14 protein-coding genes are annotated in these 13,283 nt (G+C 33.5%); 12 read left to right on the top strand and 2 right to left on the bottom strand.

Features of this window, described 5'->3' with window-relative positions:
• Positions 1–8: 8 nt before the first annotated feature.
• The 3 genes from ACJBCC_RS01250 (at position 9) to msrA (ending at position 2,680) form a co-directional block, all read left to right on the top strand.
• Positions 9–1,103, top strand: coding sequence for a Nif3-like dinuclear metal center hexameric protein (locus ACJBCC_RS01250; protein WP_407556186.1), 1,095 nt, complete (start codon positions 9–11; stop codon positions 1,101–1,103).
• A gap of 2 nt (positions 1,104–1,105) precedes the next feature.
• Positions 1,106–1,891 carry a zinc ribbon domain-containing protein gene (locus ACJBCC_RS01245; RefSeq protein WP_299099218.1) on the top strand — a complete coding sequence of 262 codons (786 nt, stop codon included), beginning with the start codon at positions 1,106–1,108 and terminating at the stop codon, positions 1,889–1,891.
• Between the two features lie 126 nt (positions 1,892–2,017).
• On the top strand, positions 2,018–2,680 hold the full coding sequence (gene msrA, locus ACJBCC_RS01240) for a peptide-methionine (S)-S-oxide reductase MsrA (RefSeq protein WP_299099217.1): 663 nt from the start codon (positions 2,018–2,020) through the stop codon (positions 2,678–2,680).
• A 118-nt stretch (positions 2,681–2,798) separates the two neighbouring features.
• On the opposite strand, the gene ACJBCC_RS01235 is transcribed toward msrA, so the two are convergent.
• Positions 2,799–3,608 carry a methyltransferase domain-containing protein gene (locus tag ACJBCC_RS01235; protein WP_299099215.1) on the bottom strand — a complete coding sequence of 270 codons (810 nt, stop codon included), beginning with the start codon at positions 3,606–3,608 and terminating at the stop codon, positions 2,799–2,801.
• A gap of 41 nt (positions 3,609–3,649) precedes the next feature.
• Here ACJBCC_RS01235 and ACJBCC_RS01230 point away from each other — a divergent pair, with 41 nt between their 5' ends.
• A complete protein-coding gene (locus ACJBCC_RS01230) occupies positions 3,650–4,333 on the top strand; it encodes a hypothetical protein (protein ID WP_407556185.1) in 684 nt (227 codons plus the stop codon).
• Positions 4,334–4,491: 158 nt separating this feature from the next.
• Here ACJBCC_RS01230 and ACJBCC_RS01225 read toward each other — a convergent pair whose 3' ends face one another.
• A complete protein-coding gene (locus ACJBCC_RS01225) occupies positions 4,492–5,883 on the bottom strand; it encodes a sensor histidine kinase (protein WP_407556184.1) in 1,392 nt (463 codons plus the stop codon).
• A 156-nt stretch (positions 5,884–6,039) separates the two neighbouring features.
• Here ACJBCC_RS01225 and kynU point away from each other — a divergent pair, with 156 nt between their 5' ends.
• From kynU to ACJBCC_RS01185, 8 genes are all read left to right on the top strand, one after another.
• Positions 6,040–7,305: a kynureninase gene (kynU, locus tag ACJBCC_RS01220; protein ID WP_407556183.1), complete on the top strand. Its 1,266-nt coding sequence runs from the start codon at positions 6,040–6,042 to the stop codon at positions 7,303–7,305.
• Positions 7,302–7,655: a hypothetical protein gene (locus ACJBCC_RS01215; protein WP_407556182.1), complete on the top strand. Its 354-nt coding sequence runs from the start codon at positions 7,302–7,304 to the stop codon at positions 7,653–7,655. The genes kynU and ACJBCC_RS01215 overlap by 4 nt, the downstream gene beginning before the upstream one ends.
• A 28-nt stretch (positions 7,656–7,683) precedes the next feature.
• Positions 7,684–9,081: an FAD-dependent oxidoreductase gene (locus tag ACJBCC_RS01210; RefSeq protein WP_407556181.1), complete on the top strand. Its 1,398-nt coding sequence runs from the start codon at positions 7,684–7,686 to the stop codon at positions 9,079–9,081.
• 131 nt (positions 9,082–9,212) lie between these two features.
• Entirely contained in the window at positions 9,213–9,608 is a 396-nt protein-coding gene (locus ACJBCC_RS01205) for a RidA family protein (protein WP_299099203.1), read from the top strand.
• A gap of 70 nt (positions 9,609–9,678) precedes the next feature.
• Entirely contained in the window at positions 9,679–10,323 is a 645-nt protein-coding gene (locus ACJBCC_RS01200) for a hypothetical protein (protein WP_299099201.1), read from the top strand.
• A complete protein-coding gene (locus ACJBCC_RS01195; protein WP_407556180.1) occupies positions 10,320–11,759 on the top strand; it encodes an aldehyde dehydrogenase in 1,440 nt (479 codons plus the stop codon). Before ACJBCC_RS01200 ends, ACJBCC_RS01195 begins: the two co-directional genes overlap by 4 nt.
• Before the next feature lie 126 nt (positions 11,760–11,885).
• Entirely contained in the window at positions 11,886–12,668 is a 783-nt protein-coding gene (locus ACJBCC_RS01190) for an SDR family oxidoreductase (RefSeq protein ID WP_407556179.1), read from the top strand.
• A 98-nt stretch (positions 12,669–12,766) separates the two neighbouring features.
• Positions 12,767–13,246 (top strand): 3-hydroxyanthranilate 3,4-dioxygenase, encoded by a 480-nt coding sequence (locus tag ACJBCC_RS01185; protein WP_407556178.1) that lies wholly within the window; start codon positions 12,767–12,769, stop codon positions 13,244–13,246.
• Positions 13,247–13,283: the final 37 nt, after the last annotated feature.

The following is a 13,283-nucleotide window of genomic DNA, read 5'->3' as shown; positions in this document are numbered from 1 at the left end:
ATACACTTATGATTATACAAGACGTAATTAATCACTTACACAACTTAGCGCCTTTAGCTTATGCTGAAGATTTTGATAACGTTGGTCTTTTAGTTGGCGATAAAAATGAAAAAGTTTCTGGCATCCTTGTTACTCTTGACACGCTTGAAGCCGTTGTAGACGAAGCGACTGAAAACAATTGTAATCTTATAGTAAGCTTCCATCCTATCATTTTTTCGGGTTTAAAAAAATTAACAGGAAAAACTTATGTTGAGCGTGTGGTTATTAAAGCAATTCAATATAACATCGCAATTTTCTCTATTCACACAGCGTTAGACAATGCTATAAATGGCGTTAATTCAATTATTTGTAATCAATTAGAATTAATAAACAAGCAAATACTAATTCCGCAATCTGGTACAATAAAAAAATTACAAACTTATGTTCCTAAAGTAAATGCAGCAAATTTAAGATCCGCTTTATTTAAGGCTGGTGCTGGTAGTCTAGGCAACTATGAATCGTGTAGCTTCAATGTTGAAGGACAAGGCACATACTTAGGCAATGAAAATTCTAATCCTGTTATTGGAAAAAAAGGAGAATTACATACCGAAAAGGAAGTCGCGATTTCCGTTACTTTCAAAAAGCACCTAGAATCAAAAGTATTAAAAACATTATTTGAAGCACATCCTTATGAGGAAGTCGCCTATGAAATTTCAACATTAGAAAATGCCAACCAACAGATTGGTATGGGAATGGTTGGAGAACTAAAAACGGCAATGAAAACGGAAGATTGTTTAAAATATATTAAAACTAAGATGAATACGGAGTGTATTAGACATTCTAAATCATTAAATAAAACTATTAAACGCATAGCGGTTTTAGGTGGCTCAGGCAGTTTTGCTATATCAGCCGCAAAAGCCGCCAATGCTGACATTTTCATTACTGCCGACTTAAAATACCATGACTTTTTTAGTGCAGAAAATAGTATTGTATTAGCAGATATTGGACATTATGAAAGCGAACAGTTCACAAAATCGTTTTTAGTAGACTATCTCTCGAAAAAAATTACTAATTTTGCAATCATTTTATCAAAGACAAATACAAATCCGATAAAGTATTTATAATTATGGCAAAAAAAGCTGAAGTTTCTGTTGAAGAGCGATTAAGAGCACTATATGATTTACAATTAATTGACTCTAGAGTAGATGAAATAAGAAATGTCAGAGGTGAGCTTCCGTTAGAAGTTAGAGATTTAGAAGACGAAGTTGAAGGACTTAACTTAAGAATGGAAAAGCTAAATGATAGCCTTACTATTATTGACGACGAAATTAAAGGAAAGAAAAACTTAATTGAAGAAGCAAAAACTTTAATTAAAAAATACAGTGAGCAACAAAAAAATGTTAGAAATAACAGAGAGTACAACTCATTGACTAAAGAAGTTGAATTTCAAGAACTAGAAATTCAATTGGCTGAAAAGCACATTAAAGAATTTAAAGCGCAAATAGAGCAGAAAAAAGTAGTTATTTCTGACACTAAAGACCGTTTAAAAGACCGTAACGCACACTTAAAGCACAAAAAAGGTGAGCTTAACGAGATCTTAAAGGAAACTGAAAAAGAAGAAGAAGCGTTAATTAATAAGTCTTTAGATTTTCAAAAGAAAATTGATGACCGTTTAGTAAAAGCATACCTTAGAATTAGAAACAACGTTAAAAATGGTCTAGCTGTTGTTGCTATTGAGCGTGGTGCTTCTGGAGGTTCTTTCTTTACAATTCCACCACAAGTACAAGTAGAAATTGCTTCTCGTAAAAAAGTAATTACTGATGAGCACAGTGGACGTATCTTAGTTGATGCTGCTTTAGCTGAAGAAGAAAAAGTAAAAATGAATAAATTATTTACTAAGCTTAGTAAGTAATTATCATTACATATTATAAAAAAAAGCCTTTGCAACTGCAAGGGCTTTTTTTATTTAAGATAATTTTAGAATAATTGGTGTTAAGGATTTGTACCTTAAGTCGACAAAAAAAGAAAAATTATAAATATGAAAAAGTTACTTTCCGTATTAAGTCTAAGTTTAATATTTAGCTGCCATAATCAAGCACAAGTTAACCCAGAACAACAAGCCGTTATTGATGCAGAACCTGTTGAAGTTCCTCTAGAAGACGGAAAAGCAAGAGCTTATTTTGCTAGTGGTTGCTTCTGGTGTGTTGAAGCTGTTTATGAAAGTGTAAAAGGCGTTGAAGAATCTATTTCTGGTTATTCTGGTGGCTTTACTGAAAACCCAACTTACGAAGCAAGTAATACAGGTAGAACAGGCCATGCAGAAGCGGTTGAAATTATTTACGATCCAGAAGTTATTAGTTTCTCTGAATTAGTAGATGTTTATTTTGGCTCTCAAAACCCAACACAAGTTAATGGACAAGGACCAGATCATGGCTCGCAATACCGTTCAATTATTTTTTATCAAAACGATGAGCAGAAGAAAATAATAGAAGATAAAAAAGCGGCTTTAGCTAAAGAATTAGATGCTACAATTGCTGCAGAGGTTTATCCTTTTCAAAAATTTTGGGTTGGTGAAGATTACCACCAAAACTATGAAAGGCTTCACCCAAATCAAGGCTATATAAGGAATGTATCTATTCCTAGATTAAATAAATTTAAAGCTAAATTTCCGGAACTATTAAAGGAAGAAGAAAAGCATTAATTATAATTAAACCTAGCAGGTCTAGATATTTATATAAACCTAGTAGATTTTAAAATTTACTAGGTTTTCAGGTACTATTAATATAAATTGAGATTGCACAGTTTTCCCCTTTGGGGAATTAAAGGGGCTCCTTCTTAGTAGCTTTCAACTCAAAAATCATAGGAAATAATTGATTTTCCATTATATACATTCCAGACTCCGTTTTTACTAAATCCGGAAATACATCATACGGACTTTCATCATATTCATTGAGGTAATCAATTTGCAATCCGGCTTCAATCAATGCATTTACAACCTCACTTAATCCATGATTCCAGCCATATTCTTTACTTACCATTTCAGAATCTTCATTAGCATAAGTACCTTCATATTCTTCGAATATCACTTCATCTTGACTGTAATGGTATTTCATTTTTGGCTGTCCATCTATATAATCAAACATCCACGCAATGGGATGAAACTCTACCATGTAAAACGTTCCTCCTACCTTTAAACGTTCCGCAATCATTTTTGCCCAAGGTTTTAAATCTGGTAACCACCCAATAACGCCATAACTTGTAAAAACAATATCAAATGCTTCGGTAATATTCTGTGATGTATCTAAAACATTACAACACACAAACTCAGCATCTAACTTTAATTCTTCATTTAGTTGCTTTGCCAATTTTACGCCCTCATTACTTAGGTCTACACCAACACACTTGGCTCCCATTCTACTCCAACTCAAGGTGTCTTGCCCAAAGTGACACTGTAAATGTAATAGTGACTTTCCCTCAACAATACCTAAAGCCTTTAATTCGTAAGGCATTAAGGATGTTTTTCCATTTTTAAAAGCCTCCAAATTATACATTTCACTCTGTGCATGTATAGCTACTTTCTTATTCCATGTCGATTTATTTACTTCAAAATAATTAGTGTTGTCTTTCATGGTTGGTTAATTTTGCATGTAATTTATAACAACTTTTTAATATGAAGGCATTATATATAAGTTTGATTGGTCTATTCCTTGTCGTTTCTTGTAAATCTGATAAAACTGAAACACCAGTTTCTGAAAACGTAAAAGAATTAACTATTACAGAAAAAATAGCGAATGCACATGGTTTTGAAAACTGGAAAAATGTATCGGAAGTAAAATTTACTTTCCAAGTCGATAGAGACACGATTAAAGGCAAAGGAAGATCATGGACATGGTTTCCTAAAAATGATAAGGTCAAAATGACAACTAGCGAAACCAATATAAAATACCGTAGAAGCCAAATGGATAGCACGCATGTTAATACTGACCAAAAATTCATTAATGATAAATATTGGTTATTAGTACCTTTTCAATTAGTTTGGGATAGCTCAGCAAAAGTATCAGAACCGACATTTACAGTTGCACCAATAAGCAAGAAACAATTAAATATGCTTACGATAACATATCCTAACGAAGGTGGTTATACACCTGGTGATGCTTATGATATTTATTACGATAACGACTTTATGATTAGAGAATGGGTTTTTAGAAAAGGAAACTCAAAAGAACCTTCATTAACTACCACTTTTGAGAACTATAAAGTTTATAACGGCATAAAAATTGCCACAGATCACAAAATGGCTGACGGTAATTGGAACTTAAATTTTACAGATGTGAGTATTACTTTGGTAAACTAATAGTATGGCATTACATTTGCAATCTATAATGTAAGATTCGCGTTCTAAATTTTTATTTAAATACGCATAGCTTACATTTTCCGCCTTTTGGCGTCTATATATATGAAAGCACTTTTATTACTAATAGAAGTGCTTTCTCTTTTTTAAAAATCTATTATTTAATTGGCTTTCACGTTCAAATTGCTCTGAATACTAAACATAAATGTAGAGCCTACACCTTCTGCACTTATTAAAGACAAACTGCCACCAAGTAATTCTGCATAAGCTTTTGCAATAGACAAACCTATACCAGACCCATGTAATGCATTTTTATTATTGACGTCTACTTGATAAAAAGGATTAAAAATAGTGTCTTTTTTATCGTCTGGCACACCAATACCTGTATCTTCTAAAGACACGTCTAAGGTTAAACTATTCATGGATGTTCTTAAAATAATACGTTCACCTTCCGATGTGAATTTTATAGCATTTTCTATCAACTTCTTTAACAGTACAACCAACTTAGCCTCATCTGTTGATATCTCAGAATTATCCTTTAAAATATTATTTTCAAAAATAAAGAGCACACCTTTTAATTGGGCTTCTGGCAGATATTGTTCATACATTAAAGAAATGGTATCAATAATATTGAATCTAGTAATATTAAGTTTCATAACGCCTGTTTCTATTTCTGAAATATTAATTATTCCTGAGATAACATCAAGCAATTTTGAACCATTTTGTTCAATGACATCAACAAACTCTTTAAAATCCTCATCATTTTGAGTTTCATAATCTTTTAAAAGTTCGGCTGAGCCCAAAATCCCATACATTGGTGTTCTTATTTCATGACTAATATTTGCTAAAAAAGCAGATTTTAACTGATCTGATTGCTCTGCTCTTTCTTTTGCGATTATTACATTCTTATGTTTTTCTATAAGTTCTTCTTGTAATTTACTTTCTTTAATAAGCGCAGCATTAATCTTATCTATTAAAAAAGAAACCGAAAAAACAGTCATTAAAATAAAAAGTACATTATTAAGGAAAACGATGACTACAACCTCAAACACCTCATCTTCAAAAAAAGGGAAGTCAAAAAGTTGAAAATAAAAAATCACGGCTATTAAGGCATAAGCACAGCCAGTATATAATACTGAAAGTAGTCCTGCTTTCTTTCCACTATAGAGTGTTACTAAAACACTTAACATAAACAATAACAAACCACTACTACTACTTAAACCAATATACACAACAAGCGCAAATGATAATACAAATAGGTTAATAGAAAATATGTTTTTCTTAAGACTTAAGCTCATTTTATTATTAAAAAATAAAAAGCAAATGAGCAAAAAAGCGATAGAATCCGCATAGAAGACATTCCATTTATCCAAAATAATACTAAAAATAGCACTTGGAATATATGAAATCAGCCCTAAAGGTAAAATTAAGAGGAGAATTGAAATGAAAAGTCGATCTCTAAAATAAGATAATTCGTCTTGTTCATTTCCTCTAGAAAACCCACTAAACTGAATATACCATTCATAGTATGATGACCATAGTTTCTTAAGCATATAATAAATTGATTGATTACAATAAATCTAAGTAGAATTTGTTTATTAGACAATATAATTCTTACAAATTAGTCATCTAATAATTGAGGCATTTAACAATTATAAAAAAATCATATAATTATCTTATTTTTGTTACAATCCGAAAAATTTTTCAAATTGTCCAACTATAAACTAGGTCTTGATTATGCAAAACAACAAGACGAATTAGACGAATTATCTCAGTACAGAAATCAGTTTCACATTCCACAAGACAAGGATGGAAACGACCTTATTTACCTTTGTGGTAACTCACTTGGCTTACAACCAAAATCAACCAAGGCATACATCAATCAAGAATTAGAAGATTGGGCAAATCTTGGCGTTGAAGGCCATACGGATGCTAAAAACCCATGGTTACCATACCACGAATTTTTAACCGAAGCCACTGCTAAACTCGTTGGTGCAAAACCCATAGAAGTAGTTACTATGAATTCCTTAACGGCGAACCTGCATTTTATGATGGCGTCGTTTTACCAACCAACAAAAGACCGTTATAAAATTCTGATTGAAAGTGATGCTTTCCCTTCAGATAAATATGCCGTAGAATCCCAATTAAGACATCATGGCTATGATGATAAAGAAGGATTGATTCTCTGGAAACCGAGAGAAGATGAAGAATTATTACGTTACGAAGATTTAGAAAAAATTCTTGAAACTCACGGCAACGAAATCGCGCTTATTATGGTTGGAGGTGTCAATTATTACACAGGGCAGTTTTTCGATTTTAAACGTATTACAGACTTAGGACATAGTTATGGCTGTAAAGTCGGATTTGATTGTGCTCATGGTGCCGGAAACGTAGATTTAGACTTACATAATTCTGGAGCAGATTTTGCCGTTTGGTGTACTTATAAATATTTAAATTCAGGACCAGGTAGCTTATCGGGTTGCTTTGTACATGAGCGTCATGCTTATGATAAAGAACTCAACCGATTTACAGGTTGGTGGAGCCACAATAAAGACACACGTTTTAATATGCGTCACGAATTTGATGTTTTACCAGGAGCCGAAGGTTGGCAATTAAGTAATCCGCCAATATTATCCATGGCTGCCATCAAAGCGTCATTGGATATGTTTCACGAAGTCGGATTTGATAAAATCCTAAAAAAATCGAAAAAACTAACGGGTTATTTTGAGTTTCTACTGAAAGACTTAGGCGAAGATACCATCAGAATCATCACGCCAGAGCATCCAGATGAACGTGGTTGCCAACTCTCTATTCAAGTTTTAAATGCCGACAAATCCTTACACGATAAATTAACTGAAGCCGGTGTTATTAGTGATTGGCGAGAACCCGATGTTATTAGATGCGCACCAATTCCTTTATATAATTCATTTGAAGATGTGTATTTAATGGTTGAGAAGATGAAAGCACTTTTATGAACAAAATCTTTGCCCTTATAAATGATGAAAATATACTCTTAAAAATCAAGAAAAAGTCTGAGGCTAGTTTTTGGGAATATCAAATTTTAGGACTGTTATATTATTTCTTTAACTTAGGGCATGATTATTTAATTATTACTGATAAAAGAGTACTTCTAGTCATCAAAAATGATTTGATAAAAAATGTAGATTACAAACTATTTTCAAGTCTCAAATTCAATTCTAACAACAATAATTTGTATGTAATAAACCGTCAAAACAGAAAACAAATTATTAATTTAAATAGGTTTAGACCATCGTATGAAGAAATTCAAGACATAAAAAACCTTTTAAAGCATCAAAACAGTTAATTACGTTATTTGAAGTAAAATTTTCAAAATGAGTAACAAACAACAAAACATACTAATCATAGGCGCAGGACTCTGCGGAAGCCTATTAGCATTACGATTAGGACAACGCGGTTATAACGTAACCGTTTACGAAATGCGCCCAGACCTCAGAACAACAGACATTTCTGCAGGTCGCTCTATTAATTTAGCCTTCTCTAACAGAGGCAACAAAGCTATTAAACTCGTTGGTTTAGAAGATAAAGTCAATGATTTATGTATACCAATGAATGGTAGAATGCTTCACGATAAAGAAGGCAATACTTTTTTATCTAATTATAGCGGAAGAGATTACGAATATATCAATTCAATTTCTAGAGGCGATTTAAACGCTCTACTTCTCAATGAAGCCGAAAAACATGATAATGTCACTATACATTTTAACAAAAAATGTAAGTCTATAGATTTTGAAAAAACAACAGCTTTATTTCAAGATTATAACTCAAAAGACGAATTTGTAGAAGACGCAGATTGCATTATAGCAACGGATGGCGCAGGTTCAGCTTTGCGAAAAAGTTATTATTTGGGTAAGAAATTTTTATTCAGTTTCTCTCAAGACTATTTAAGTCATGGCTATAAAGAATTAACCTTCTTACCAACTGAAACTGGCGATTATAAAACCTATAAAAATGCCTTACATATTTGGCCAAGAAGCAGCTTTATGCTCATTGCTTTACCAAATTTAGATGGCAGTTTTACAGTCACATTATTTTTAAGTTTTGATGAAGGCGAATACAATTTTAACAATCTAACAACACCAGAAGCCGTAACGGAATTCTTCCAAAAAGAATTTCCAGACGCGTTAGCCATTATGCCAAACTTAGTCGATGACTTTTTTGAAAATCCAACAGCAGCCTTAGGAACGGTAAAATGTTCGCCATGGCATTATAAAGGCAATACCTTATTAATGGGAGATTCTGCACATGCCATCGTCCCTTTTTATGGACAAGGTATGAATGCATCGTTTGAAGATGTGGTTGAATTCGATAAAGTACTAGACCAAAACCTAGAGAATTGGGAAGCGATATTTAAAACGTACGAGAAAAACCGCAAGAAAGATACAGACGCTATTGCCGATTTAGCCATTGACAATTTCCATGAAATGAAAGGTCATGTGGCGAATCCTATTTTTCAAGAAAAACGAAAAATCGAAATGGCTTTAGAAAAAGAATTTCAAAATGCGTATTCCTCAAAATATAGTTTAGTTACCTTTAATGAAAACATCGGTTATAGACAAGCCATGTTAAAAGGACGCGCACAAGACAAGGCCATATTGAATATGTTAACTGATAAAGTAATTTCATCAGAAGACAATTTAAAAGATATTTTAGACAAAGTAAACGCGGAAACTGAAGCTATTTTGGAAGATGATAGGATTGCGGGATTATAAAAAAAGCCCATCCGAACCTTCCCTAAGGGAAGGAACTATTGACGCATAAAAAATATTGATTATAAATATTAACTCAATTTTTCGCTCTGATTTTTTCCCTTTCGGGAAATTAAAAGGGGCTTTTTAAACATATGGAAGTAACACCAAGAGGAGCATATCCACACGTAAAACAAGTAGGCGATTTTATATTCATTTCAGGTACGAGTTCTAGACGTGCAGACAACACCATTGCAGGTGTAGACCTGATTGACGAGATGGGAACAAAACGTCTAAACGCCTACACACAAACCCAAGAAGTTCTAAAAAACATAGAAAAAAATTTAGCAAAAGTTGGAGCAAGCCTTAAAGATGTGGTTGACGTTACGTCTTTTCTAGTCAACATGAATGATTTTGCAGATTACAACAAAGCCTATGCAGAATTCTTTGAAAAGGAAACAGGACCAACCAGAACAACTGTTGCGGTTCATCAATTACCGCATCCTGATTTAGTGGTTGAAATAAAAGTTATGGCTTATAAACCAAAATAAAGAATCATCGTTGTCATTCCGACAGAGCGTAGCGACGAGGAATCGCATAGCATTAAAAACTAATTACTATTTGAAACTATATTATACATATTTATTAATTTTTCTTTTGAGTTTATCTTGTGAAAACAGCAAGGATGAGTTGATAAACTATGACTCAAATGGATACCCAATAATTACGGAAAAATATAAACTTGATTTTTTAAAAGAGGTTTTAAAAGATTCAATAGTTCTTTCGGGTAGATACAAAAATGCATTAATTTTTAATAAAGAAATTGTTAACTCTAAAAGACTAATCAATGATAAAGTTAAAGGTACAACTCAAACTAAATCCGATATTCAAATCATTGCAATGACCTTAAATGAAAAAGACTCTTCTTTTGTGTATAATCAATATTTAGATAACGATTTTAATATAGAAAACATTCAACCTAATGGACATAAAATAATCGACTGGAAAAACATTAGGAAAAATATTTATATTGGAGATAGTTTAGTAGAAGAACAAGTATTTGTAACAAAGGATTCATTAGAAAGTATTTATCAGTATTTAAAGAAAAACAGAAGTGTCTCTATAAGTAAACCTATCTTTAATAAACCATTAAACAAAGCATATATAGAAGTAGATTTTTCCTATCTAAATGGTTCTGGGTTTCTATATGAAAAAACAAATAATAAGTGGCAATTTAAAGACTACGCAGGCGGCTGGACAAGATGAACATCAAAAACTACATAAACGGAAAATTCCAAAATCCAATTCAAGGCAACTGGATAGATAATTATAACCCATCAGATGGAGCGATTTATGGACAAATTCCTAATTCAACCAAAGATGATGTTGACGAAGCTTATAAAAGTGCGAAAGCTGCTTTTAAGCAATGGTCGCAAACCACGTTAGAGGTACGAAGCAGGATTCTAATTAAAATTTCAGAATTATTAGAAGCTAACCTTGACCGTTTTGCCGAAGCTGAAAGTAAGGACAACGGCAAACCTATAAGTTTAGCTAAAGCGGTTGACATTACAAGAGCTGCGAGTAACTTTCGTTTTTTTGGTAATGCCATTACGCAATTCGCGAGTGAAAGTCATGAATCTGTAGGTCAAAATGCCATTAACTATACCTTGCGTCAACCTATTGGTGTTGTAGGCTGTATTTCGCCATGGAACCTACCACTCTATTTATTTACCTGGAAAATCGCCCCAGTACTAGCTGCAGGAAATTGTGTGGTTGCCAAACCAAGTGAAGTCACACCAATGACGGCTTATTTACTTGGCGAAATTTGTAACGAAGCAGGTTTGCCTGAAGGTGTTTTAAATATTATTCACGGCTTAGGAACCACCACAGGACAAGCTATTATTGAGCATCCAGATATTAAAGCCATTTCCTTTACAGGAGGCACAGCAACAGGAGCACATATTGCCAAAGTCGCTGCACCAATGTTTAAAAAATTATCCTTAGAATTAGGCGGAAAAAACCCAAATATCATTTTCGCCGATTGCGATTACGACGATATGCTGAACACCACAGTACGTTCGTCCTTTGCCAATCAAGGGCAGATTTGTTTGTGTGGTAGTCGCATATTTGTTGAAGCTTCTATTTATGAAAAATTCAAGACTGACTTTGTAGAAAAAGTAAAACAACTCAAAGTCGGACATCCTTCCGAAACAGACACCAATATTGGTGCTTTAGTTTCAAAACCACATCTTGAAAAAGTAAAAGAATACATCAACATCGCAAAAACAGAAAATGGAACTGTACTTTGTGGAGGCAATGAAGTTACTGTTGCAGGATTTGAAAATGGTTATTATTTAGAACCAACCGTTATTGAAGTGCCTAATGACGACTGCAGAGTGAACCAAGAAGAAATTTTTGGGCCTGTAGTAACCATAATGCCTTTCAACACAGAAGACGAGGTTTTAGAAATGGCAAACAAAGTTAAATATGGTTTATCAGCAACTTTGTGGACCAACAATCTAAAACGCACCATGAAACTCAGCAACCAATTACAAGCAGGTATTGTTTGGGTAAACACTTGGATGATGCGCGATTTAAGGACACCTTTTGGTGGTGTAAAAGCTTCAGGTGTTGGAAGAGAAGGTGGATTTGAAGCCTTACGCTTTTTTACAGAGGCTAAGAATGTTTGTATAAAATACTAGAAGCCCATCTTCCGTCTTCCCATAAGGGAAGAAACTAGATTGGAACTCTATATATAAATTGAATAAATTTTTAAAATAATAACTCTAAACAAAACCCCTTCCCTTTGGGAAGGTTGGGATGGGCTTATGAATCTACAACTAAACAACAAATACGCACTAGTCTGCGGAAGCACCGCAGGAATAGGAAAAGCAACAGCAATGGCCTTAGCCGCTGAAGGTGTGCAAGTCACACTTGTTGCTAGAAACGAAGACAAATTAAAAACTGTACTTTCAGAATTACCTCAGCAAAGAACACACGATTATATTGTTGCTGATTTTTCGAATCCGGAAGATTTAAAAACTAAGGTTTCAGAATACATTTCAGAAAATCATGGTTTTCATATTTTGGTAAATAATACAGGTGGCCCAAAAGGAGGTCCTATTTTTTCTGCTGAAGTTGATGAATTTGAATCGGCTTTTACGCAACATTTAAAGTGCAATCATGTTCTAGTTCAAACCATTGTTCCTTTTATGAAAGAAGAAGGTTTTGGTCGTGTCATCAATGTAATTTCAACGTCTGTGAAACAGCCTTTAGATGGACTTGGCGTTAGTAACACCATTAGAGGAGCCGTTGCCAATTGGAGTAAAACTTTGGCCAATGAGCTCGGTCAATTCGGTATTACGGTAAACAATGTGTTACCAGGAGCCACTGGCACAGAACGCTTAACTCAAATTATTAAAAATAAATCGGCTAAATCAGGAAACACGGAAGAAGAAGCTGCTAATGTCATGAAAAATGCAGTACCAGTAAAACGCTTTGCGCAACCAGAAGAACTTGCCGATGCTATTACATTTTTAGCGAGTGAACGCGCAAGTTATATCAACGGAATTAATCTTCCTGTTGATGGCGGACGAACGAAATCTTTGTAACTTTATAACTTGCCATTCCTGCGCAGGTAGGAATCCAAAATAAAAACTATAATAACATAGATTCCTGCATACGCAGGAATGACAAAAAATAGTAAAATATGAGCAAACTATTCCCACCCATAAATTTTAAAGAATGGATTGAAGAAAATCGTCATTTACTTAAACCACCTGTTGGTAACAAAGTGGTTTGGAAAGATGGCGACTTTATTGTAATGGTTGTTGGTGGACCTAACGACCGTACAGATTATCATTATAATGAAACACCAGAATTTTTCTATCAAGTAGAAGGTGACATTGTTTTAAAAGTCATTGATGAAGGTGTACCAAAGGACATTCATATTAAGGAAGGTGACATCTTTTTATTGCCACCAAAAGTGCCGCATTCGCCACAACGTGGACCAAACACGGTTGGTTTAGTTATAGAATATCCAAGAGATGAAGGTGTAAAAGACAAACTGCAATGGTACTCTGAAAAAGATGCTAATTTGCTATACGAAGAGGAATTTACTTTGGATAATATAGAAACTGATATGCCTGCCATTTTTGACAGATATAATAAGACTATTAAAAAAGATTAAACTAGAAATTAAAAAGATTTCATAATAAAACCTCTCG

It is taken from the genome of Winogradskyella sp. 4-2091, from assembly GCF_045765065.1.
Lineage (GTDB): Bacteria > Bacteroidota > Bacteroidia > Flavobacteriales > Flavobacteriaceae > Winogradskyella.
This window is presented reverse-complemented; position numbering and strand designations above follow the sequence as displayed.

Coding starts and splice junctions, on each gene's coding strand:
- ACJBCC_RS01250 (WP_407556186.1), top strand. CDS start 9: ATGATTATACAAGACGTAATTAATCACTTACACAACTTAGCGCCTTTA.
- ACJBCC_RS01245 (WP_299099218.1), top strand. CDS start 1,106: ATGGCAAAAAAAGCTGAAGTTTCTGTTGAAGAGCGATTAAGAGCACTA.
- msrA (WP_299099217.1), top strand. CDS start 2,018: ATGAAAAAGTTACTTTCCGTATTAAGTCTAAGTTTAATATTTAGCTGC.
- ACJBCC_RS01235 (WP_299099215.1), bottom strand. CDS start 3,608: ATGAAAGACAACACTAATTATTTTGAAGTAAATAAATCGACATGGAAT.
- ACJBCC_RS01230 (WP_407556185.1), top strand. CDS start 3,650: ATGAAGGCATTATATATAAGTTTGATTGGTCTATTCCTTGTCGTTTCT.
- ACJBCC_RS01225 (WP_407556184.1), bottom strand. CDS start 5,883: ATGCTTAAGAAACTATGGTCATCATACTATGAATGGTATATTCAGTTT.
- ACJBCC_RS01215 (WP_407556182.1), top strand. CDS start 7,302: ATGAACAAAATCTTTGCCCTTATAAATGATGAAAATATACTCTTAAAA.
- ACJBCC_RS01210 (WP_407556181.1), top strand. CDS start 7,684: ATGAGTAACAAACAACAAAACATACTAATCATAGGCGCAGGACTCTGC.
- ACJBCC_RS01205 (WP_299099203.1), top strand. CDS start 9,213: ATGGAAGTAACACCAAGAGGAGCATATCCACACGTAAAACAAGTAGGC.
- ACJBCC_RS01195 (WP_407556180.1), top strand. CDS start 10,320: ATGAACATCAAAAACTACATAAACGGAAAATTCCAAAATCCAATTCAA.
- ACJBCC_RS01190 (WP_407556179.1), top strand. CDS start 11,886: ATGAATCTACAACTAAACAACAAATACGCACTAGTCTGCGGAAGCACC.
- ACJBCC_RS01185 (WP_407556178.1), top strand. CDS start 12,767: ATGAGCAAACTATTCCCACCCATAAATTTTAAAGAATGGATTGAAGAA.